The sequence below is a fragment of the Shewanella sp. SW24 genome (genome assembly GCF_025653395.1).
Classification (GTDB): domain Bacteria; phylum Pseudomonadota; class Gammaproteobacteria; order Enterobacterales; family Shewanellaceae; genus Shewanella; species Shewanella oncorhynchi.
In genome coordinates this window covers 20,415-42,432 of the sequence record NZ_JAKKSH010000035.1, presented here as the reverse complement: position 1 = coordinate 42,432, position 22,018 = coordinate 20,415, and the positions used below count along the sequence as shown (strand labels likewise).

19 protein-coding genes are annotated in these 22,018 nt (G+C 43.6%); 7 read left to right on the top strand and 12 right to left on the bottom strand.

Translation table 11 applies throughout. The features are described from left to right. Positions 1–18: 18 nt before the first annotated feature. The 6 genes from ispH to murJ all read right to left on the bottom strand — a co-directional run bounded on the left by ispH (position 19) and on the right by murJ (position 7,336). Complete coding sequence (gene ispH / locus L5M17_RS20425; RefSeq protein WP_028760920.1) at positions 19–975, bottom strand: 4-hydroxy-3-methylbut-2-enyl diphosphate reductase; 957 nt, start codon at positions 973–975, stop codon at positions 19–21. Position 976: 1 nt separating this feature from the next. Further along, entirely contained in the window at positions 977–1,399 is a 423-nt protein-coding gene (gene fkpB / locus L5M17_RS20420) for an FKBP-type peptidyl-prolyl cis-trans isomerase (protein ID WP_028760921.1), read from the bottom strand. Beyond that, positions 1,396–1,911, bottom strand: coding sequence for a signal peptidase II (gene lspA / locus L5M17_RS20415; protein WP_173496297.1), 516 nt, complete (start codon positions 1,909–1,911; stop codon positions 1,396–1,398). The genes fkpB and lspA overlap by 4 nt, the downstream gene beginning before the upstream one ends. A 9-nt stretch (positions 1,912–1,920) precedes the next feature. Then, entirely contained in the window at positions 1,921–4,743 is a 2,823-nt protein-coding gene (gene ileS, locus L5M17_RS20410; RefSeq protein WP_263148974.1) for an isoleucine--tRNA ligase, read from the bottom strand. A 32-nt stretch (positions 4,744–4,775) separates the two neighbouring features. Beyond that, positions 4,776–5,711, bottom strand: a complete 936-nt coding sequence (gene ribF / locus L5M17_RS20405) for a bifunctional riboflavin kinase/FAD synthetase (protein ID WP_105249940.1) — start codon at positions 5,709–5,711, stop codon at positions 4,776–4,778. A gap of 65 nt (positions 5,712–5,776) precedes the next feature. Beyond that, positions 5,777–7,336 (bottom strand): murein biosynthesis integral membrane protein MurJ, encoded by a 1,560-nt coding sequence (gene murJ, locus L5M17_RS20400; RefSeq protein ID WP_105249941.1) that lies wholly within the window; start codon positions 7,334–7,336, stop codon positions 5,777–5,779. A gap of 252 nt (positions 7,337–7,588) precedes the next feature. On the opposite strand from murJ, the gene rpsT reads away from it, so the two are divergent. Continuing rightward, on the top strand, positions 7,589–7,855 hold the full coding sequence (gene rpsT / locus L5M17_RS20395; protein WP_011790375.1) for a 30S ribosomal protein S20: 267 nt from the start codon (positions 7,589–7,591) through the stop codon (positions 7,853–7,855). A 63-nt stretch (positions 7,856–7,918) separates the two neighbouring features. Here the strand turns inward: rpsT and L5M17_RS20390 are convergent, their stop codons facing one another. Beyond that, entirely contained in the window at positions 7,919–8,215 is a 297-nt protein-coding gene (locus L5M17_RS20390; RefSeq protein ID WP_006084975.1) for an ArsR/SmtB family transcription factor, read from the bottom strand. 136 nt (positions 8,216–8,351) lie between these two features. Between L5M17_RS20390 and L5M17_RS20385 the strand changes: the two genes are divergently transcribed. Next, complete coding sequence (locus L5M17_RS20385; RefSeq protein ID WP_131525271.1) at positions 8,352–9,755, top strand: M28 family metallopeptidase; 1,404 nt, start codon at positions 8,352–8,354, stop codon at positions 9,753–9,755. A 65-nt stretch (positions 9,756–9,820) separates the two neighbouring features. On the opposite strand, the gene yaaA is transcribed toward L5M17_RS20385, so the two are convergent. Continuing rightward, positions 9,821–10,594 (bottom strand): peroxide stress protein YaaA, encoded by a 774-nt coding sequence (gene yaaA / locus L5M17_RS20380; protein WP_131525270.1) that lies wholly within the window; start codon positions 10,592–10,594, stop codon positions 9,821–9,823. A 129-nt stretch (positions 10,595–10,723) separates the two neighbouring features. Beyond that, entirely contained in the window at positions 10,724–12,166 is a 1,443-nt protein-coding gene (locus L5M17_RS20375; protein WP_028760928.1) for an alanine/glycine:cation symporter family protein, read from the bottom strand. A 428-nt stretch (positions 12,167–12,594) separates the two neighbouring features. Here L5M17_RS20375 and L5M17_RS20370 point away from each other — a divergent pair, with 428 nt between their 5' ends. From L5M17_RS20370 to L5M17_RS20350, 5 genes are all read left to right on the top strand, one after another. Then, the gene (locus L5M17_RS20370; protein ID WP_105249944.1) at positions 12,595–14,961 is read left to right on the top strand and encodes a phosphoketolase family protein; all 2,367 of its coding nucleotides are present in this window, start codon (positions 12,595–12,597) and stop codon (positions 14,959–14,961) included. 238 nt (positions 14,962–15,199) lie between these two features. Next, positions 15,200–16,309, top strand: a complete 1,110-nt coding sequence (locus tag L5M17_RS20365; RefSeq protein WP_219252935.1) for an OmpA family protein — start codon at positions 15,200–15,202, stop codon at positions 16,307–16,309. Between the two features lie 250 nt (positions 16,310–16,559). Beyond that, positions 16,560–17,516, top strand: coding sequence for a transaldolase (tal, locus tag L5M17_RS20360; protein ID WP_263148973.1), 957 nt, complete (start codon positions 16,560–16,562; stop codon positions 17,514–17,516). A 19-nt stretch (positions 17,517–17,535) separates the two neighbouring features. Then, positions 17,536–19,173 carry a glucose-6-phosphate isomerase gene (gene pgi, locus L5M17_RS20355; RefSeq protein WP_263148972.1) on the top strand — a complete coding sequence of 546 codons (1,638 nt, stop codon included), beginning with the start codon at positions 17,536–17,538 and terminating at the stop codon, positions 19,171–19,173. 216 nt (positions 19,174–19,389) lie between these two features. After that, positions 19,390–19,575: a DUF3545 family protein gene (locus tag L5M17_RS20350; protein WP_006080618.1), complete on the top strand. Its 186-nt coding sequence runs from the start codon at positions 19,390–19,392 to the stop codon at positions 19,573–19,575. A gap of 311 nt (positions 19,576–19,886) precedes the next feature. On the opposite strand, the gene L5M17_RS20345 is transcribed toward L5M17_RS20350, so the two are convergent. The 3 genes from L5M17_RS20345 to L5M17_RS20335 all read right to left on the bottom strand — a co-directional run bounded on the left by L5M17_RS20345 (position 19,887) and on the right by L5M17_RS20335 (position 21,992). Beyond that, entirely contained in the window at positions 19,887–20,423 is a 537-nt protein-coding gene (locus tag L5M17_RS20345) for a hemerythrin domain-containing protein (protein WP_105249947.1), read from the bottom strand. 236 nt (positions 20,424–20,659) lie between these two features. Further along, positions 20,660–21,394 (bottom strand): hypothetical protein, encoded by a 735-nt coding sequence (locus L5M17_RS20340; RefSeq protein ID WP_263148971.1) that lies wholly within the window; start codon positions 21,392–21,394, stop codon positions 20,660–20,662. After that, the gene (locus L5M17_RS20335) at positions 21,387–21,992 is read right to left on the bottom strand and encodes a sigma-70 family RNA polymerase sigma factor (protein WP_263148970.1); all 606 of its coding nucleotides are present in this window, start codon (positions 21,990–21,992) and stop codon (positions 21,387–21,389) included. The genes L5M17_RS20340 and L5M17_RS20335 overlap by 8 nt, the downstream gene beginning before the upstream one ends. Between the last annotated feature and the right edge of the window lie 26 nt (positions 21,993–22,018).

Here is a 22,018-nt window from a genome sequence, read left to right as displayed (position 1 = left end):
ATTAAACAGTACACAGATTTAACGTAATTCGGCTGGCACAGCAAAAACAGTGTCTTCTTTACGCCCTTCAACTTCAGTCACAACACTAGGGGCAAGTTTAGCGATTGCTTGAACAACTTGTTGGACTAAGACCTCGGGGGCTGAAGCTCCTGCAGTGACGGCTACACGTGTAACATTATCAAACCAACTAGACTCAACATCATCTGCAGTATCCACTAGATAAGACTGGGTTCCTGTTTTCAATGCTAGCTCGCGTAAACGATTAGAGTTAGAGCTGTTCTTTGAGCCAACAACAATCAACAAATCAACGTCTGCAGATAAATTGCGTACCGCATCTTGACGATTCTGCGTTGCATAACAAATATCGTCTTTTCGCGGACCTTCTATAGAGGGAAACCTTTTCTGTAACGCAACAATAATGTCCAAAGTATCATCTACAGACAAAGTAGTTTGTGTCACGAAGCAGAGATTATTGGGATCGCGCACTTCCAAAGCTTCAACATCCGCAGGCGATTCAATCAGATAAACTCCACCATTAGGATTATCGTATTGTCCCATAGTACCCTCGACTTCAGGGTGCCCTTCATGGCCAATCAGGATGCACTCAATACCTTTGCGGCTGGCACGCGTCACCTGAAGATGTACTTTAGTCACTAAAGGACACGTCGCATCAAAGACTCTCAGCCCTCGCGCCTTAGCCTCTTGTCTCACCGCTTGAGATACACCATGGGCACTGAAGATAACAATGTTGTTATCCGGCACTTGATCTAACTCTTCGACAAAAACCGCACCGCGATCCTTCAGATTCTGCACGACATAGCGGTTATGCACGACTTCATGGCGAACATAGATAGGAGGCGAAAATAATTCCAACGCCCGTTCAACAATACTGATAGCACGATCAACACCCGCACAAAAACCGCGCGGGTTAGCGAGCATAATATTTAAACTTGGGCTAGTAGGATCGAGTTTCATCTTAAAATACCTTTACTACGTCCAGTTCAAAAGTGATCTTGTGTCCTGCCAGAGGATGATTAAGATCGACTGTGATGGAATCACCCGCAACATCACGGACAATACCTGGGATCTCACTACCACCAGGGCCAGCAAAACTCACAATCACGCCAGCCTCTAAACTCATGTCAGCCGGAAAACGGCTTCGATCTAGATAATGGATAGCATCAGGATTGGATTCGCCAAAGGCATCAATCGCTTCAAGCGTGAAACTGTGCTTATCACCTTCAGCAAGCGTCACCAGCTGCGCCTCAAATGCAGGACTTAAAGTACCATCACCCACATTTAATCGAGCCGGTTTACCCGAGGCTTTAGTGCTATCGGCAGTTGAGCCATCAGCAAGCACAATGTTCATGTGGCATAATAATGAACGTGTCACAGTCACTTTTTAACCCCTTCAGCGCTATCAGCTTCAGACTTATCGCTTACAAATGCATCCCAAATAATCAGCACTGCACCGACAAAAATAGCAGCGTCGGCAATATTGAATGCTGGATAATGGCTCTTATTCCAGAAGAAATCGATAAAATCAACCACGAAACCATGCATCAATCGATCGACTAAATTACCTAAAGCACCACCAATCACTAAGGTGTAAGCTAGATTCAGTTTCCACAAAGAAGACGATTGCTTACGCAACCACACAGTTAATAACGTACTGAATCCAATCGCAACAATCGTAAACAGCCAGCGCTGCCAACCTCCAGCTTCACTTAAAAAACTAAAAGCTGCACCATAGTTACGTACATAAGTGAAATTAAAGAAAGGCAATAATTTCACTGATTCATACAAATCAAAATTGGCTAAGACCCATTGCTTAGATAGCTGATCGGCTAAAAACACCAATACAGCTACCCAATACCAACGTAAGCCACTGTCTTTCCAAGTTAATGGCATACAGATCCTTTACGCAAACTGACGAACTTCGCCGTCACCTTCAATATTGGTTACGCAGCGAGTACAAAGTGTTGGGTGAGCCTCAATAGTGCCAACCTCTTCTCTGTGGTGCCAACAACGCTCACACTTCTCGGCAGTGCTTGAAGCAACCACTAATTTCAGTGATGCCAACTCAGTCTCAACCGCTTCCAATGTAGCATCAGCTAAAGGCAATACTTTGGCTTCAGAGGTCAACAACACAAATCTCAGCTCGTCACCGATATGGGTTAATTGCTCAGTCAAGGTAGCATCCGCAAACAAGGTCACTTCAGCTTCTAATGAGCCACCGATACGTTTGTCGCGGCGAGCTTGTTCAATCACTTTGTTGACTTCATTACGCACGGTTAGCAACTGCTGCCAATAGTCATCGCTCAAATCAGTCGCTAAGGTGACTGATTTCAAGCCTTGATACCATTCTTGGGTAAAGACATAAGCATCACGCTCGCCAGGCAGTAATTGCCATACTTCGTCAGCAGTGAAGCTTAGAATTGGCGCAATCCAACGCACCATGGCCTCAGAGATCAGATACAGCGCCGATTGACAACTACGGCGCGCGTGGCCTTCTTGCTTAGCCGTATATTGGCGGTCTTTAATGATATCCAGATAGAAACTGCCTAACTCAACCGAGCAGAACTGCATCAGTTTTTGAGTCACTATATGGAAGTTATATTGATCATAGGCTTCGATGATTTCCTGTTGTAGCGCAGCGGCACGGCGAACAACCCAACGATCTAACGCCACCATATCTTCAACGGCCACTAAATCCTTAGCGGGCTCGAAACCGTTTAAGTTGGCTAATAAGAAACGCGCAGTGTTGCGAATACGACGATAGGCATCGGCACTGCGATTTAAGATTTCGTCTGAAACCGTCATCTCACCGCTGTAATCAGTTGCCGCAACCCATAAACGCAGAATATCGGCGCCTAATTTGTTGGTTACCGTTTGTGGTGCAATGACGTTACCAATAGATTTTGACATCTTACGGCCTTTACCATCGACGGTAAAACCGTGGGTAAGCACTTGCTTATACGGTGCTTTGCCATTCATTGCGGTTGAAATCATCAAAGATGACATAAACCAACCGCGATGTTGATCGCTACCTTCAAGATACAAGTCAACCCCGTGTCCGTGGAATTCAGGACGTGCGGCTACCACTGATGAGAAGGTTGAACCAGAGTCATACCAAACGTCCAAAGTATCAGTGACTTTACGGTATTGTTCCGCTTCATCACCCAGCAATTCTGCGGCATCAAGATCCCACCAAGCTTGAATACCCTGCTGTTCGATACGATTCGCCACGCGTTCCATTAACGACACGCTATCAGGGTGCAACTCTTCGGTTTCTCGGTTCACAAACAGCGTGATAGGCACACCCCAAGTACGTTGGCGTGAGATACACCAGTCAGGGCGGTTTTCAACCATTTTTTCGATACGACTTTGGCCCCAATCAGGGATCCATTGGGTTTGTTCGATTTCTTTCAATGCTTGCGTACGTAGGCCGTGGTTATCCATAGAGATGAACCACTGCGGTGTCGCGCGGAATATAATTGGTGTTTTGTGGCGCCAGCAATGTGGGTAGCTGTGACGGTAAGCCACGTGATTCAGCAAGGCACCTTTTTCTCTCAGTAAAGCTACGACGTTATCGTTAGCTTTAAAAACATGTTGCCCAGCAAAATACTCAGTATCAGGCTTGTATACACCGTTGTCGCCAACAGGGTTTGCGACTTCTAAGCCGTACTTTTGCCCAACAACAAAGTCGTCTTGACCGTGACCAGGGGCAGTATGAACGATACCAGTACCCGCATCAGTAGTAACATGATCGCCTAAAATTGCAGGCACATCAAAATCCAAGAACGGGTGATTAAAGCGGACAAGCTCAAGCGCAGCGCCTTTGGTTGTACCAAGCACTGTATGGCTTTCGATGTTATAGCGAGTCAGGCAAGATTCAACCAAGACTTCAGCTAAAATAAGCGCTTGCGTCACACCGTCTTTTTCGAATTCGACTAAGCTGTAATCCAGTTCAGGACTCAAAGACAAGGCGCGGTTCGCTGGTAGCGTCCATGGCGTGGTCGTCCAAATTACCATAGAGACAGGATGTGAGTAATCGCTTACCCCAAACTTAACCGCAACAGCTTTGCTATCGGCAGCCACAAACGCCACATCGATAGCAGGTGATGTTTTGTCTTCGTATTCCACTTCAGCTTCAGCTAAGGCAGAACCGCAATCAGTACACCAATGCACTGGTTTGACGCCTTTATGCAAGTGACCACTCTCAATCACTTTCGATAAAGAACGAACGATATTAGCTTCCGTTGAAAAATCCATCGTTAAGTACGGATTTTGCCAATCACCCAGCACACCTAAACGGATAAAGTCTTCACGTTGACCGTTAACTTGCTCTGCAGCGTATTTACGGCATTCTTCACGGAATTCTGCCGCAGAGATTTTTTGACCTGGTTTACCCACTTTTTGCTCAACTTTCAGCTCAATAGGCAAACCATGACAATCCCAACCTGGTACATAAGGTGCGTCAAAACCAGACATGGTTTTTGACTTAACAATAATATCCTTGAGGATTTTATTAACTGAGTGACCAATATGAATACTGCCATTCGCATACGGTGGGCCGTCATGCAAAATGAAGGGAGTACGGCCAATTCGGCTATCACGGATCTGTTGATACAAACCGTCTTTTGTCCAGCGCTCTAACATCTCTGGCTCGCGATTTGCCAAATTACCACGCATCGGAAACTCTGTTTCCGGCAAATTCAAAGTAAATTTATAGTCGCTCATTGATCCTATACCGTTAATTAAACTGATAAATTTCAGCCTGCATCATTACCAAATAAAGCTCTGGCTTCATTTGCATCATTTAAAATCTGTTTTTTTAGCGCATCCAATGAGTCAAAAGGTTGCTCATCTCGGAGTTTAGCCACCAACTCGACTTCAACATGTTTGCCGTAAATGTCACCTTCAAAATCAAAAAGATGCACCTCAAGCTGACACACTTGACCGTTCACTGTCGGGCGAAACCCAATATTGGCTACGCCCTCATAAATATCGCTGTTATCCCAATAACATTTAACCGCAAACACACCGCGTACCGGCACAACATTGCGCTTTAAGGCGATATTCGCGGTGGGAAAACCAATTGTGCGGCCAATTTTTTGCCCATGCGCTACACGACCACTCAAGGTAAAAGGGTGTCCTAATAGGCGTCTCGCCTGTTCAAGATTGCCCTTCGCCAATTGTTCACGCACAGCAGTCGAGCTCACTCTTTGCGAGCCCAGCATAAAACTTTGAGTGCTGACCACAGTAAAGCCATATTGGATACCCGCCTGCACTAGCATCTCAAAATTGCCTTTACGGCCTTGGCCAAAACAAAAATCATCACCGACGACGAGGTATTTGACCCCCAGTTTGCGGACCAACAATTCTTCAATAAAATGCTCAGCAGGTTGATTAGCAAAAGTGCGATTAAAGTTAACACACACTAACCGCTCAACCCCGAGTTCATCGAGTAAAATGACTTTATCACGTAATAAACTTAAACGAGCCGGCGCGTTGTCACCGCTAAACAATTCTTGCGGCTGAGGTTCAAACGTCATTAATGTCGATGGCAGCGATAACTGCTTCGCCTTCTGCACTAAGTTCGCAATCACCTGCGCATGACCACGATGGACGCCGTCAAAATTACCTATAGTCAATACACACCCGTGGTGGGATGACAAAATGTTATGTATACCGCGGATTAATTCCATAACGTTAGACAACTGCCAAGCGCAAATCGGCTGATTATATAACAGCTAGCGATGAGAATCAGCAATCAAGCTCCCCGTTTAATTGACCAAGGACGAATTCCGAGCAAAAGCAGACACAATAAGTAACTGACTGCCCCAACTAAAATTAAGCCTATCAAGGCTTTCGCACGATCGAACAAATGCCAATCTAACCAAATTTGTTGTGAAGGCAAAAAGTAATACAAGACTACCACCATCAAGGCTGTAGAGACCACGGCTTTAGCAAAAAACACCATAGTCGGCCTAGAAACACGATAAACGCCAGCTAAATGCAAGCCTCGGTATAGTAATGTGGCGTTAAGCAATGCTGACATCGAAGTCGCAATCGCCAGTCCAACATACCCAAAAGGAATAGCAAACAGCAAGTTAAAGCCCATGTTTGTGATCATGGCAATAATGCCATAACGCACAGGTGTTTTAGTATCTTGACGAGAGTAATAGCCAGGAGCAAGCACCTTTATCAGCATAAAGCTAAGCAAACCACTGCCATAAGCCATCAAACTATAGGAAGCCATTTCAACATCATGCAATGAAAAAGCGCCGCGCATAAATAATACCATCAGCATGGGCTTTGCGAGCACGATCAACCCCATCATAGCCGGTAGACCTAGCAGTAGAATCGCTTTAATCCCCCAATCCATCGTCTTGCCAAAGCCCGCACCTTCGTCATTCACATGGTTTCGTGACAGCGCAGGTAAAATTACAGTAGCAATCGCGATCCCAAACAATCCTAAGGGAAATTCGAGTAAACGGTCGGCATAATAGAGCCAACTTATTGAACCCGTCATCAAAAAACTGGCGATAAATGTATCAAATAGCAGGTTAATCTGTGAGACAGACACGCCGAACAATGCTGGGATCATCAAAGTTCTGATTTTCACCACGCCCGGGTGATGCCAGCCCCAAGAAGGCTTGACGAGCGCATTTTCACGCAATAAAAAGGGAATTTGAAATAGGAACTGAATCAAACCACCACAAAAAACGCCCCAAGCCAAGGTAATCTCAGGCTGGGTCGATGTAGGCGCATAGAAAATAGCCGCCGCAATAATTGCCACATTGAGAAATACGGGTGTAAAAGCCGATACCGCAAAACGGCCTCGGGTATTTAAAATTGAGCCCGCTAATGCCGTAAATGTGATAAACCACAGATAAGGAAAAGTAATTTTAAGCACAACGGTAGCGAGTTCAAATTTAGCACCATCTGGCTCGTTGTTAAGCCAAGCGATGAACCAACCACCACCGAATAAAGCTGACAACACAGGTGATGCAACCACCCCCAAAAGGGTCACTATTGTCACTAGTAAACCTAATGTGCCCGCAACTTTACTCAATAAATCACGAGTCTCTTCTGCGGTATGTTTCTCTTGGTACTCAGTTAAAACAGGTACAAACGCCTGTGCAAAAGCCCCTTCAGCAAACAAACGGCGTAAAAAATTAGGAATTTTATTTGCAAAGAAAAACACATCAGCACTTGTCCCTGCGCCCATCAAATTAGCAACAACCACATCCCTAACTAGACCTAAAACTCGGGATATCAATGTCATAGCACTAACAATCAGGCCAGATTTTAATAATTTTCTACTCAAACGTCCCCCAGACCCATATCGAATTGATTAGGTGATACATCTCAAAAAATCGATTCAGGCTCTGTCACACTGCGGTAATAGCTGCTAGAATTGCGCCACATATTACACGAGTTGGGTCGAAGATAGCCAAGGCAGGTTGGATTAATTTATCTTTATGATGAATATTCAATCATAGTCATTGACAAAGTGACTAAATGCAGGCATATTCCTCGGCCTTTAAAAGTATCAAATCCAGTTTTTAGGAGTTGCACCTTGGCTAATAGCAAGTCTGCAAAGAAGCGCGCGCTTCAATCTGAAAAGCGTCGTCAGCATAACGCCAGCCGTCGCTCAATGTTACGTACATACGTTAAAAAAGTAATCGCTGCAATTAAAGCAGGCGATCACAAAACAGCAACAGAAGCTTTTGCTGTTGCACAACCAATCGTTGACCGTATGGCGACTAAAGGTCTTATTCACAAGAATAAAGCCGCTCGTCAAAAGGCACGTTTGAACGCTAAGATCAAAGCAATCGCTGCTTAATCTATAACATAGCAAATGAAAAAAACCGGCAATTGCCGGTTTTTTTATACCTGAAAAACACTATTAATGACAATAAATGTTGTTCAATAAGTGAATCATCTCCCGTACTTCATCACTCTTGAGTGAATAAAATACCGTTTGCGCTTCTTTGCGTGTGGTTACTAAATTATCTTTGCGTAACCAAGCAAGATGTTGTGATAGTGCCGATTGACTTAAGCCTAATTTTTTATTCATTTCGCCAACGCACATTTCTCCTTCATTCAATAAATAACAAAGAATAAATAAACGGCGTTCGTTCGCGAGTGCCTTTAATAGCACTACGGCATGATCGGCTCGCTCCTGCATTAATTCAATATTCATTACGCACTTTCTCTCCTAAAACTAACCCCTGCGCTAATATAGCGTCGCCTTACGGATATAGTCGGGACATAAAGCACACTTTTTGCTAGATTGTTTTTAAAAATGGGACATGCTTAATAAAAATAAAGGAAATCTAATGAAGCCCTATCAAACTACACTTCTCTCGAGTCTTTTAATCGGGAGTTTAAGTGCGTGCCAAACTCAAGTAGAAACTGCCCCTAGTGAAGTCATTCAATTACAACAGGCAGCATTATCTTCGCAATTAAGCTATGACTTAGTCGAATCACTCACGGTTGAAGTGGGTCCAAGACTTGCTGGAAGCCCAAAAGATATCCTCGCCGTTAATTGGGCGATAAATAAACTGACCAGCCTTGGTTTTGACCGTGTTTATAAAGAAGCCGTACAAGTGCCAATTTGGGAGCGCGGTGAAGCCAAAGCCAAAATCACCGTCCCTGTAGAACAGCCGTTGGTCATTACTGCGCTTGGTGGCAGTATTGCGACTCCTGCTGGAGGTATACAAGCTAAAATCGCGCGCTTTGATAGCCTAGAGGCATTACAACAAGCCAAGCCTGAAGAGGTGCAAGGTAAGATTGTTTTTATTGACCAAAAAACAGAGCGCCATATCACTGGTGAAGGTTATGGTAAAAGCGTTGGTGGCCGCTCGAAAGGGGCAGTCGCTGCAGCACAAAAAGGCGCAGTTGCTATCGTGATCCGCTCTATTGGCACAGATCATGACCGCATGGCCCATACTGGCATCATGCGCTACCAAGATGGCGTGCCTAAGATCCCCGCGGCTGCCATGTCAAATCCCGATGCTGATTTGGTTGGTGCATTGCTAAAACGCGATCCTAATGCCCTGCTCGAATTGCATATGTCGCCAAAAAACTTAGGTTTTAATACTTCTTACAATGTCATTGCCGAAGTAACGGGCAGTAGTAAGCCCAATGAAATAGTGCTCATTGGTGCTCATTTAGATTCCTGGGATGAAGGTACTGGCGCGATTGATGATGGCGCTGGTGTCGCCATTGTGACGGCTGCAGCCAAGCATATTCAAGATCTCCCCATAAAACCCGCTCGCACAGTTAGAGTCGTGCTATATGCCGCTGAAGAAGTTGGGCTCGTTGGCGGTAAAGCGTATGCAGAGGCTCATAAAGCGGAATTACCGCTGCACTACATAGCTGCAGAGTCTGATTTTGGGGCCGGTAGAATTTATCAAATCGACACTAAAGTGAATGAGAACATATTCACAGAAGTACAGCAAGCGCTCAGCCCTATGTCATTCAATGGCGTTGCACTGGGCAATAACCAAGCTTCAGGCGGGCCAGACGTGTCTATGCTCCCCGCCTTAGGTGTTCCAGTTGCATCTTTGAGGCAAGATGGCCACGATTATTTTGATTACCATCACACACCGAATGATACCTTAGATAAAATCGACCCTGCCGCATTGGCTCAAAACGTCGCCGCCTACGCACAATTTGCTTATATCATGGCAAATTCAACGGTGACATTAACGCCTTTAGTCACCCAATCTGAAAAATAGGCCATCAATGATATAGAGAACAGCATTAGCTGTTCTCTATCAATTAACATCTTATCGATATTTCGCTATTGCTCTTCACGTAAAAACGTTGGATTTGTTAGGGAACTCTGCTCTTCACTATAATAATAACCAGCAACATTAAATGCTTTTAATTCATCTAAAGTGTTAATTTGATGCGTAATGAGATATCTCGCCATCATGCCTCTAGCACGCTTAGCAAAAAAACTGATCACTTTATATTGACCATTTTTACAATCTTTAAATATGGGTGAAATTAATTGCCCTTGAAGTTTTTTAGGCTTTATTGCTTTGAAATATTCATTAGATGCAAGATTGACAATAATATCACTACTCGTTTCAGCAAGCGTTTCATTTACCGCTTGAGTTAACGTCTCTCCCCAAAACTCATATAGGTTTTTACCTTTAGGATTAGAAAGTGCCGTGCCCATTTCTAAACGATAAGGCATAATTAAATCCAGCGGTCTGAGCAAACCGTAAAGTCCAGATAAAATACGTAGTTGTGACTGAGTTCGAGCAATTTCATCTTCAGACAATGTATCAGCATCAAAGCCAGTATACACATCGCCTCTAAAAGCAAAAATGGCCTGTTTTGCATTATCTAAACTAAAATCTGGCCGCCACTCCCCAAAACGTGCCGCATTTAAACCCGCAATTTTATCGCTCACTTTCATTAAAGTGGCGATGTCTGTAGGGGTCAATTGCCGACACACTTGGATCAACTCCTGACTATAAGTTAAAAAATCAGGTTGTGAATACACCTGCGTCAGTGGCGGCTGTTCAAAATCTAAGGTCTTCGCCGGCGAAACCAATATCAACATCAAAAACTCCCAACAGAAACAAAAATATATGCCTATGATACTGAACGAGCATAAAAAAACCACGCTTTAACAGCGTGGTCTTTTCGATTACAACAATCAGTAATGCCTATTGTCGATGCGCTAGGCTAATTAAAGCTTTTTAGCCGGCACAAGACTGGTATCTTGCCAAATATCATCATCAAGCTGATCCATCAACTCAGGAAATTTACTACGATCGAATTCTGGAGTCTTACCCGCTTTGATCTGTTCGCGATAATCATTGATAACGCGAATTGCCAGACCCGATAATAGTAATAGAGCAACAATGTTTACCGTCGCCATCAATCCCATCGAAACGTCAGCCAAGTTCCACACTAAACTTATCTTAGCGACGGCACCAAACATGACCATGCCAAGCACACACAAACGGAATAAGGGCAGTGCTTTGGTACTATTTCCCATTAAATACATCACATTTGTTTCAGCGTATGAGTAATTGGCTATGATGGATGTAAAGCAGAATAAGAAAATAGCCACCGCAATAAATGCGCCACCCCAGTCGCCAACATGTGCAGACATGGCATTAATGGTTAATCGAATCCCATCATCACTCGAGCCAATATCCCCTGATAGCAGGATTATCGCAGCCGTTGCAGTACAGATAACGATAGTATCCGCAAACACGCCCATCATCTGCACAAAACCTTGGGATGCTGGATGATTAGGGTTAGGCGATGCACTTGCCGCGACATTCGCCGCACTGCCCATACCCGCTTCATTCGAGAAAAGTCCACGAGCAATACCCGCTTGCATTGCCTGCGCGACAGTATAAGCCACGCCGCCAGCGGCAGCCTCTTGCCAACCAAAAGCACTTTTCACAATTAAGCTAATAATCGCAGGTAATTGTTCTAGGTTGAAAATAACGATAATGAAGGCTACAAGAATGTAGGCTAAGGCCATAATGGGGACAAGAAATTCAGATACTCGCGCGACTTTACGTAGACCACCGACAATCACAAATCCACTGGCAATCACTAGCCCAATCCCTACATAGGTTGGATTAAAACCAAATACTCGCTCCATGGCACCGGTAATAGTGTTAGCTTGTACTGCATTGAATACTAAACCAAAAGCAATGATCAAAAAGACAGCAAATAAAATGCCCATCCATTTCTGACCCAATCCTTTTTCCATGTAGTAGGAAGGACCACCGCGGAACTGGCCATTATGATCTCGGACTTTATAAACCTGCGCTAAGGTTGATTCAACCATAGCAGTCGCCATACCTAAAATAGCGATAAGCCACATCCAAAATACTGCACCTGGACCCGCTGCACCAATAGCAACAGCAACACCGGCCATATTACCAGCACCGACACGGGCTGCCATACTCGTACAAAAGACTTGAAATGAAGAAAGACCGCTATCGCAACCTTGCCGACTCATGGTCATAACTTTGATGGAATGTTTAAAGTGGGTTAACTGAATAAAGGCAAGTCTAATGGTGAAATAGAGACCAGCTCCTACTAGTCCATATACTAACAACTTACCCCAAAGTAGCGCATTCAAAAAATTAACTATGGTTTCTAACATATTATTTTACTTCTTCCCGTAGCAAATGCTCCTCTAATTGCAATTAAAGGTACAACATCTGTGGTGAATGAATCCTTCCAAGTTAAAGGTAAGAATTTCGGTAGATTTATTTTTTCAAATTATCCTTCCGTGAATTTACAACATCACGGCTACCGAATTCAACGCAGCAAAATAGCACAGTATTCGAAATTGCTCATGTGATCAAGCTCGCGTTTGCACAGTTAAACGTCATTGACATCACGTCTTACAACACTAGCTAAGCTACTGTTAAAGCTAGATTAACAAAAGGTCTAAGTTGAGCTATTATTTTTAACAGCAAAAACAACTTTTAAAATTTGGATGTAGGGCACATTTTTGTAATAAAACTACAAATATAGTAACCCCATAGAAACTTCAATCATCTCTTGTTTGTTTTAGTGAGGCTTAACATGACACAAATACATGAAATCAATGCTCTGAAAAAGTATGTCAGAGCGACAAACTTTCTTGCGACCTCGCAAATTTACCTCAAACAAAACGTCTTACATAAACGTCCACTTGCCCATACTGATATCAAGCCACGTTTACTTGGCCATTGGGGTACCTGCCCAGGTATTAACTTTGTCTATGCCAACATTAACCGCTTGATAGTGAAGCATAACCGCTCTTTTATCTATTTAGTCGGTCCAGGCCATGGTTTTCCCGCTGTACAAGCAAACTTATTCATTGAAGGCTCTTTAAGTCATTTCTACCCAGAAACTATTCCCTACAATGAAACTGGCATCGAAGATATTTGTAAGAAGTTTTCTGCCGCTTATGGTTATCCTTCACATGCAAACCCTGAAGCACCTGGACAAATTCTTGAAGGTGGCGAATTAGGCTACTCACTCTCAGTAGGCTGGGGGGCAGTATTAGATAATCCAGATCTGATCGCAACCGTCTTAATTGGTGACGGCGAAGCAGAAACGGGACCATTAGCCGCATCTTGGTATGCAAACCGCTTAGTTTCACCAGCGACCAGCGGTGCAGTATTGCCAATTGTGCATATTAACGGCTATAAGATTTCCGGTCCTACCCGCATGGGACGTATGAGCCATGAAGAACTGGATCTTGAATTCCGTGGTCTTGGCTATTTCCCCATCATAGTTGATAACGAATTAGAAGAAGATATCTATGTGCAGATGACAAATGCCATGGATACCGCTTATACCATGATCAATGACATTCAACGTCGAGCACGCAGTGGCGAAGACGTAGTTAAACCAAAATGGCCCGTCATTTTAATGCGTACAGCCAAAGGTTGGACTGGTGTCAGTGAATATAAAGGCAAGAAATTAGAAGGTAACTGCGAATCGCATCAAGTAATCGTCAATAAATGTGCCACTGATAAGGGTCATTTAGATGCGCTGGATAATTGGCTTGCCAGTTACGACTTCCAAGAACTCTACCAAATGAATGAAAAAGGCGAACTGATTTTTGATGCCGACATTTGTTCATTAATCCCACCCAAACAACTTGCCTGTGGCCGTCAACATTTAACCTATGGCGGAGAAGTTGTTAGAGCATTAACCAATCCAGATCTTGAAAAACTCAGCTATGGCCCAGAAGTACCACGTGGTCAACGTGGCTATTCAATGCTAAAAATGGGCGAATGGATGCGCGATGCATTCAAGTTAAACCGCGACCAACGTAATCTACGTATTTTTAGCCCTGACGAAACCTATTCAAATCAACTACAAGCTGTATTTGAAGAAACCGATCGTGCATGGCAGTGGCCAATTGAGAGTTGGGATGAAGATATGTCCCGTGAAGGTCGAGTCATTGAACTGCTTTCTGAAAACTTACTTTTTGGCATGCTACATGGTTACACAGTAACAGGCCGCCACGGCATGCTACCCACCTACGAAGCATTCTCACAAGTTATCTCATCGATGGCCGATCAGTACTGTAAATATGTCTACGCCAGCCAAGGCGTACATTTCCGTAAGCCACTGCCAGCCTGTAATGTCGTATTATCTTCATTACTTGAGCGCCAAGATCATAATGGCTATTCACATCAAAACCCATCTTTCCTTGGGGCTATGCTGGAGAAACATCCAAAAATAATCTCGGCTTACTTACCCGCAGATGCCAACAGCACATTGGTTTATACAGAGCGAGCCTTCGCAGACCGTGACAAACTCAATATTCTGGTTGCAGGTAAAAAAGAGTTACCACAATGGCTAAGCTTGGAAGAAGCGCGTAAACAAACAAAAGACGGCGTAATGGTGTGGGATTTTGCCTCAGATGAGAATCCCGATATTGTGCTGGCAGGTTGTGGAGATTATGTCACTCAAGAATGTATGGCTTCTCTAGTATTAATCAGAGAACTCCTTCCAAGAGTGAAAATCCGCTTCGTTAGTGTCACTGAATTAAGCAGTGATGGCTTAGGTAGCCGTAAATTTAAAGAAAAACCTTGGTTAATGGACGAAATATTTACTCAAGATAAAGGCGTGGTATTCAACTACCATGGTTACCCAAATACAATCAAAAAGTTAATTTTTGATTACAAAGGCAGCCGTCGCTTCAGAATTAAAGGCTACGAAGAAGAAGGTTCAACAACAACGCCATTTGATATGGGTGTTCGTAACGGTACATCACGCTATCACCTTGTAATTGATATGGCTTACAAGCTGTTCCAACAGGGCGTTATTGATGAAACTATGCACGTCTCTATCACCACTGATATGCTGCAAAGATTAGTTGACCACCGCAACTATATTAAAGCGAATGGTGTAGACCCAGTGGAAATCGAAAATTGGGTATGGACACGCTAATAGAAACATCTAATTAACATTAGATTGTAATTTAAAGGCATTCTTCGGAGTGCCTTTTTTGCATTAAAAATACCAGTTACAGAATGACAACCATTAAAAGGTTGATCTTAATACTGGAAAAAGTTAACAAACCAAGTGATAATTAACCGCTGGCTAAAATATCAAAGGATCCCCACACTAAGTGCTAGCAATGTTTTGCACAAAACCAGCAAAGCATATTGGTGGAGAATCATAATCAATGGACGTAAATAAAATGATGAAGAACACATTAAAAGTAGTATTACTGACATCTCTGCTTCCACTCGCAGCCAGCGCATCTCAGGAACTTACACCTTGGTATGTTGGTGCCGGTTTAGGCGTTAATAACTATGAGCACGTTGCCACTCAGAACGGTGAAGACAGTCCATACGCTTGGGATGTTTTCGCAGGCTACATGTTCAACGATTACTTCGGTGCTGAAATCGGCTTCCGTGATTTAGGTAATACAGATTGGAACGCAGCGGGTATCAGCAATGATGCAAGCGTAAAAGGTTCTACACTTGGTCTAGTTGGTATTTGGCCACTAGCTAACCGCTGGAGCCTATCTGCTGAAGCTGGTGCAATGTACTATTCACTCGAAAACAGCCAAAACAATGGTGTAACTTCGAGCAAATACAGTACAAATGATTTTGCTCCATATTTAGGTGCTGGTGTTGGTTATAACTTCACTGACAACTTAAAATTACAAGCTAAATATCGTCGTTATGAAAACTTAAATGATGATTACAATATTGTTGAAGCTGATAGCAACTACTGGGGTCTAGAACTGAGCTACCGTTTCGGAACTCCAGTTGCAGCAGCTCCAGTTGCCGCAGCAGTCGTTGCAGCAGCACCTGTTGATTCTGACAACGATGGCGTTTACGACGACAAAGATCAATGTCCAGCAACACCAGCAACTCACAAAGTTGACTCTGTTGGCTGTACTATCTATGAAAACGTGAAGAACAAAGAAGACGTAGGTTCAATCCAGTTTGCTAACGATTCTGCTGTAGTTAAAAATGTTTACTACAAAGACATCGAAAGATTAGCTAACTATTTGAACAAAAACCCAGCTTTCACTGTTGAAATCGCAGGTCACGCCTCAAATGTAGGTAAACCAGAATACAACATGGAATTGTCTGACAAACGTGCTGACGCCGTTGCCAAGATTCTTGTAGAGAAATATGGTATCAGCGGAAGCCGCGTAACTTCTAACGGTTACGGTGTTACTCAGCCATTGGTTGCTGGTGATTCAAAAGAAGCTCACGCTGCGAACCGTCGCATCGAAGCTATCGTGACTACCACAACAAAACAACCTGTTCTGAAGTAATAGTACTTACTGAAGTAAAAAAGTCGCTGCTTGCAGCGACTTTTTGTTTTTGTGGGGTATACACTAGGACAAGCGACGCCCTCTACTGCAGCCAAGATGATAGCCCGTAGCTCGAGCCATACCTTAATAGACATAAAATTGTCATTTTTGTAATTTTTTTACATTCAAGGTTGGAAAAGTTGGCAAAATCGCTTCTAATAGTCATCAGTGAATTCCGAGTTAAAACTGCTACCTGAGAAGGATGTTTTTCATGGCCAATACATTAGAGCAACTCAAGTTATATACCACTATCGTCGCTGACACAGGCGACATCGAAGCGATTAAACGCTACCAACCTGAAGATGCGACCACTAATCCATCACTCATCTTGAAAGCGGCTCAAATTCCTGAATATGAATCCCTTATAGATAACGCTATCGACTGGGCAAAATCACAAAGTACCGATCTCGTGCAGCAACTTGATGATGCCAGCGACAAACTAGCGGTCAATATCGGCGTAGAAATACTGAAACTCGTTCCTGGCCGTATTTCAACTGAAGTTGATGCCCGTTTATCATTCGATAAAGAAAAATCAATCGCTAAAGCCCATAAATTGGTTCGCCTATATAAAGAAGCGGGTGTAGATAAATCACGCATTCTGATCAAACTTGCTTCAACTTGGGAAGGCATTTGTGCCGCTAAAGAGCTAGAGCAAGAAGGCATCAACTGCAACTTAACCCTACTATTTAGCTTTGCTCAAGCGCGTGCGTGTGCCGAAGCGGGTGCTTATCTCATTTCTCCTTTTGTAGGCCGCATACTTGATTGGTACAAAAAAGATACAGGTAAAGATTACAATGCCGTAAATGACCCTGGTGTCATTTCAGTGACTGAAATTTATAACTACTACAAACAACACGGTTTTGACACTGTTGTTATGGGTGCAAGTTTCCGTAATATCGGTGAAATTATTGAGCTAGCAGGTTGCGATCGTCTGACCATTGGCCCTTCTCTATTAGAAGAACTGGCTAATTCGCAAGTTGACATCACACCTAAACTGGCTGCAGCAACGACCACTGTCGCTGCAGAACCCCCATTGACTGAAGCACAATTCCGTTGGGACTTTAACCAAGATCCAATGGCGGTTGATAAGCTTGCCGAAGGCATTCGAAACTTTGCGATAGACCAAGGTAAGCTCGAAGTCATGCTCACGGCTAAGCTCGCGAACTAAGCACTCTGGAGACGGTGAAATGACACTCTTGACCCAAAGCTCAACATGGCAAGCTTTATCAGCACACAGTAAAAATGTTCCGCATATGCGGGAATTGTTTGCAACTGACGCGGCACGTTTCAATAAAATGTCGCTATCAGCCTGTGGTTTATTACTGGATTACTCTAAAAACAGAGCAACAGCGGAAACGCTGGATCTGTTATTTGCGTTGGCAAGCAATAGCCAACTTGAAGCAAAAATCAAAGCGATGTTTGCAGGTGAAATCATTAACACCACAGAGAAGCGCGCCGTACTGCACACAGCGCTTCGCAGTACTGCAGAACAATCGATTATTGCCGAGGGTCAAGACATAGTTCCTGAAGTTCAACAAACTCTAGATAAGATGCAAGGGTTTGTGAACTCAGTGACGTCAGGTCAATGGAAAGGTTACACAGGTAAAGCGATAACCGATATTGTGAGTATTGGTATTGGCGGCTCTTTCCTAGGCCCCAAAATCGTCTCTCAAGCGTTGCGCCCTTATTGGAACCCCGAATTAAATTGTCACTTTGTGGCAAACGTCGACGGGACTTCTATTAGTGAAAAGCTGAAGTTACTGGATCCTGAAACGACCTTGTTCATCATGTCATCCAAATCTTTCGGGACACAGGAAACCTTAACTAATACCCTCACCGCAAGAGACTGGTTCCTGGCGAAAGGCGGTTTGCAGTCTGATGTGGCAAAACACTTTGTCGCAGTCACTTCAAACGTAGCAAAAGCGACAGATTTTGGTATCGATGCAAACAATATTTTTCCTATGTGGGATTGGGTTGGTGGCCGTTACTCTCTCTGGTCAGCGATTGGCTTGCCGATTGCACTTTTGATCGGTATGGATAACTTCAGGGCTCTACTCACGGGTGCGCATCAGATGGATGAGCACTTCGCCACAGCGCCACTGACTGAGAATATGCCGGTTATCATGGGATTACTCTCCCTATGGTACGGAAACTTCTTTAATGCTCAGTCCCATGTCGTATTAACCTACGATCATTATCTGCGAGGCCTACCCGCTTACTTCCAGCAGCTCGATATGGAAAGTAACGGTAAGTCAGTCACCTTAAATGGTACTGATGTTGACTACAGCACAGGTCCCGTCATTTGGGGGGGCGAAGGCACTAATGGCCAACATGCCTACCACCAGTTATTACATCAAGGTACCGCACTGATCCCTGCCGATTTCATTATGCCGCTGCAAAGCCATAATCCTATCGGTGAGCACCATGACCAATTAGCGTCAAACTGCTTCGGTCAAACCCAGGCCTTAATGCAAGGTCGTACTTTTGATGAAGCTTTAGCCGAACTTGCTAATAGCGCATTATCCACCACAGAGAAGCAGCTGATCGCTCAACATAAAGTCATGCCTGGTAACAAGCCGAGCAACACCTTGCTTATGGATAAGCTCACTCCATGTACCCTAGGCGCTTTAATTGCCTTATATGAACATAGAACCTTCGTTCAAGGTGCTATTTGGGATATCAATTCCTTCGATCAATGGGGTGTAGAACTCGGTAAGAATCTCGGTAACGATGTGTTAGCACGCATTGGCGCAGAGCAAGATTCCGATGCTTTAGATGCCTCAAGCAACGCATTGATTAACCTTTATCGACAAGGCAAAATCTAATCGAACAAAAAGCCAGCAATTGCTGGCTTTTTAATTCTACCCCGTTCTTTTTATTAAATTTTCCTGCTTAACTCCGCTCTACTTCTGCATATAACATCAATGACATATCACTCAAAGTTCATTTCAACTTAACACAAATGAAACATAATTCTTGCACCCTGTTTTAAAAATATGTTATTTAATCGCTGACAAAACATACAACAACAGGAGGTTGCCATGGATCGTTTAGATTATGGTTGTGCGCTAGATGAAGTCGTTGAAAGACCCGATCGTTCGCGAGGCTCCAATAAAAAACGTAAATGGCGTGAGATCGAAGCGTTAAAAGATAAGCATCGTTTGCTCAAAGAACTCCAAGAAATCGATAATAACTTTAACTACGACATTGATGCTATCCAGTTGTAATTACATGTTTATATGAGCTAGTTATCATTTCAAACATGAATAGAAAAGCGCCCTTCGGCGCTTTTTTTATTTACAACTATTGGAGCAAACAGAATATAAGCGGGGTATGGTCTTACGAGCAGGAATTTTAAAAAATAAATCAACAACAGTAGCTTACGATGGCACCGAACGTCATCGACACCGATAATACTTTACAAATCCCAACCAACTTTGGCTCACGAGACATAGCTGTCTGAATAAAAGATGTGCTCCTTAGCTGTATAAAAACACCAGCTTAAGCCCACAACATGGGCCCAATAAACTAAAGAGTATTAGTCAGACGCTGTGAGATAAACCCGTAAATCTTCAAATTCTTTCTGCTCTCGATCAAGAAACAAAGGATCATCGATCAGCGATTTCTGACACTCTAACTCAATAACTTGCCAATCTTGCTCAGTTAAACTTTTGGCTAACAAAGGAAATATTTCCCGTTCCTCCATCTGCATATGTCGCTCTTGCAATGCGACATACTCTGCAAAATCAACAATCAGTTTCTCGCGTGCAACCACAATATCACTGAGGATCAAGTTTAAAGTCGCCATCAAGGTGGCCGAGGATTGGATCACCGACTCATGTTCGGCACTCAATTTATCGATAGTATCGTTCGTTTTATGGGCTAGGTAGTAGGCATAAATAATGTCTTCAATGGGATGATGGCAACGTTCAGCATATCCTTGCATATATTCAACAATATCGCGCACGACGCTGAAGTTGATTGACTCACCTTCGGATAGTTTCATCTGCTTGTTTTTTAAAACATTTAGCAATACAGCTATATGTTTATGATCATGCATGAGTCTTTTAAGCATAATGCCTCCTGAATATGGGTCTGACTATTGATACTAGCCAAGTCGTGAACTAACACCAATATAACAGGCTAAAACCTGTTCACTTTATGATGTTGATCAAGTAAATCACATACCAAACAGTAAACAGACCACAAACATTAGCACGTCTCGGCATATTTCAGGGAAATTTAGCTGTTTATCTCACCACTTTGCGATTTCTAATCACTTTTTTATTCGTAAATACCACAACCACATAGTCATTTGGCAAGCTGATGTAATTGCTGTTGTAGCTTTTTAAACTCAAGTCTTAATACTTGCTGCGATTCGATTAGCTGCGCTTCATCGACATCCTTAACTGCAAGATACGGGTAATCCTTGAGCAGTTTTTGTTCCAGCACGAATGCTTGCTCAGTCTCCTTCGCTTCGATAAGGACTTGTAACCGATGTAAATACTCAGTCAATGACACTTGATTGATTTCAGCAGACTCAGATAATTTTGGTGCATTCATAGACCTTGCAGCGATAGCGGGGCTAATTGCATCCTGCTGTTCAGTTGCTCCCAATGCGGCTTTAGCTTGCTGCATTTCCGTCTGTCTTTTATGTTCAGCCACGGCTTCTGTTTGCATGTTTAAAGATTGCATCGCTTCAGTATCAGCCATTCTTGCCATCGTTTGTGGCGCAGGGGCACTCATCACCATAGGACTTGGAGCAAGCGCATCTTCGACTTGAGGTCGATTCAGCACCAGCAGACCAACAACAAGCACTAACGATGCCGCGCTCGATAACGCCCAAGGATGGCGTCGCCAGACGGAACTTGGCGCTTCAACGACGGTTATTTTGCTTTGATGCATTTCAGCTAAGTGAGTTTGCGCCAGCTGTAAGATATCTTGATCAAGTTGCCGCGGTGGAACCTCTAAAGCCTGTTGGCGATACCAAGCTAATACCTGCTGTTGCAGCGCAATCTCATCGGCATTTGAAGAAGAATTACTCATGACCCGCCTCCTGCCATTTAGTGCTGACACAATCTTTTAGGCTTTGGTAAGCATAACGAATACGGCTTTTAGTCGCTTCTAAGGTCACGCCCGCAATGTCGCTAATGATGGCAGCCGTAAAACCCATTTCAATATTCAGGATAAATGCCTCTTTCTGAACTTGGGGTAACAGTGCGATACAAGTCTTTAGCAATAAGCTCTTTTGCGCTTCTTGCCACTGCACATCGGGTTTATCTTGCTCGCCCGCCACAAAAGTATCGAGTCCGGCATCATCTTCATCAGTAGCGACTAAATCCACGGGCTTAACCGCCCGAACATGATCAATCAATAAGTTATGAGCGATACGATATAGCCAAGTAGTAAACTTAGCACTGGCTTCATAGTTAGCCGCAGCGCGGATCACCCGCCCCCAGGTTTCTTGATACAAATCTTCAGCTAACTGCTTATCACCTAACTGGCGCACAAAGTAGCGATAGAGTGCACCTTTGTGCTTCAGATATAACTGTTCAAATGCTTTTGAATCGCCCTTGGCATAGCACAACATCAATTGCTCATCTGAGTGCTCATGGTTTGATAATTGCGCTATTGCTAATGCCACGGGAAATTCCTCATCATTGGGGTTAG

Excerpts from the sequence above, each read along its gene's own strand:
- ispH (WP_028760920.1), bottom strand. The coding sequence starts at position 975 with ATGAAACTCGATCCTACTAGCCCAAGTTTAAATATTATGCTCGCTAAC.
- lspA (WP_173496297.1), bottom strand. The coding sequence starts at position 1,911 with ATGCCATTAACTTGGAAAGACAGTGGCTTACGTTGGTATTGGGTAGCT.
- ileS (WP_263148974.1), bottom strand. The coding sequence starts at position 4,743 with ATGAGCGACTATAAATTTACTTTGAATTTGCCGGAAACAGAGTTTCCG.
- ribF (WP_105249940.1), bottom strand. The coding sequence starts at position 5,711 with ATGGAATTAATCCGCGGTATACATAACATTTTGTCATCCCACCACGGG.
- L5M17_RS20390 (WP_006084975.1), bottom strand. The coding sequence starts at position 8,215 with ATGAATATTGAATTAATGCAGGAGCGAGCCGATCATGCCGTAGTGCTA.
- L5M17_RS20385 (WP_131525271.1), top strand. The coding sequence starts at position 8,352 with ATGAAGCCCTATCAAACTACACTTCTCTCGAGTCTTTTAATCGGGAGT.
- yaaA (WP_131525270.1), bottom strand. The coding sequence starts at position 10,594 with ATGTTGATATTGGTTTCGCCGGCGAAGACCTTAGATTTTGAACAGCCG.
- L5M17_RS20375 (WP_028760928.1), bottom strand. The coding sequence starts at position 12,166 with ATGTTAGAAACCATAGTTAATTTTTTGAATGCGCTACTTTGGGGTAAG.
- L5M17_RS20370 (WP_105249944.1), top strand. The coding sequence starts at position 12,595 with ATGACACAAATACATGAAATCAATGCTCTGAAAAAGTATGTCAGAGCG.
- L5M17_RS20365 (WP_219252935.1), top strand. The coding sequence starts at position 15,200 with ATGGACGTAAATAAAATGATGAAGAACACATTAAAAGTAGTATTACTG.
- tal (WP_263148973.1), top strand. The coding sequence starts at position 16,560 with ATGGCCAATACATTAGAGCAACTCAAGTTATATACCACTATCGTCGCT.
- pgi (WP_263148972.1), top strand. The coding sequence starts at position 17,536 with ATGACACTCTTGACCCAAAGCTCAACATGGCAAGCTTTATCAGCACAC.
- L5M17_RS20350 (WP_006080618.1), top strand. The coding sequence starts at position 19,390 with ATGGATCGTTTAGATTATGGTTGTGCGCTAGATGAAGTCGTTGAAAGA.
- L5M17_RS20345 (WP_105249947.1), bottom strand. The coding sequence starts at position 20,423 with ATGCTTAAAAGACTCATGCATGATCATAAACATATAGCTGTATTGCTA.
- L5M17_RS20340 (WP_263148971.1), bottom strand. The coding sequence starts at position 21,394 with ATGAGTAATTCTTCTTCAAATGCCGATGAGATTGCGCTGCAACAGCAG.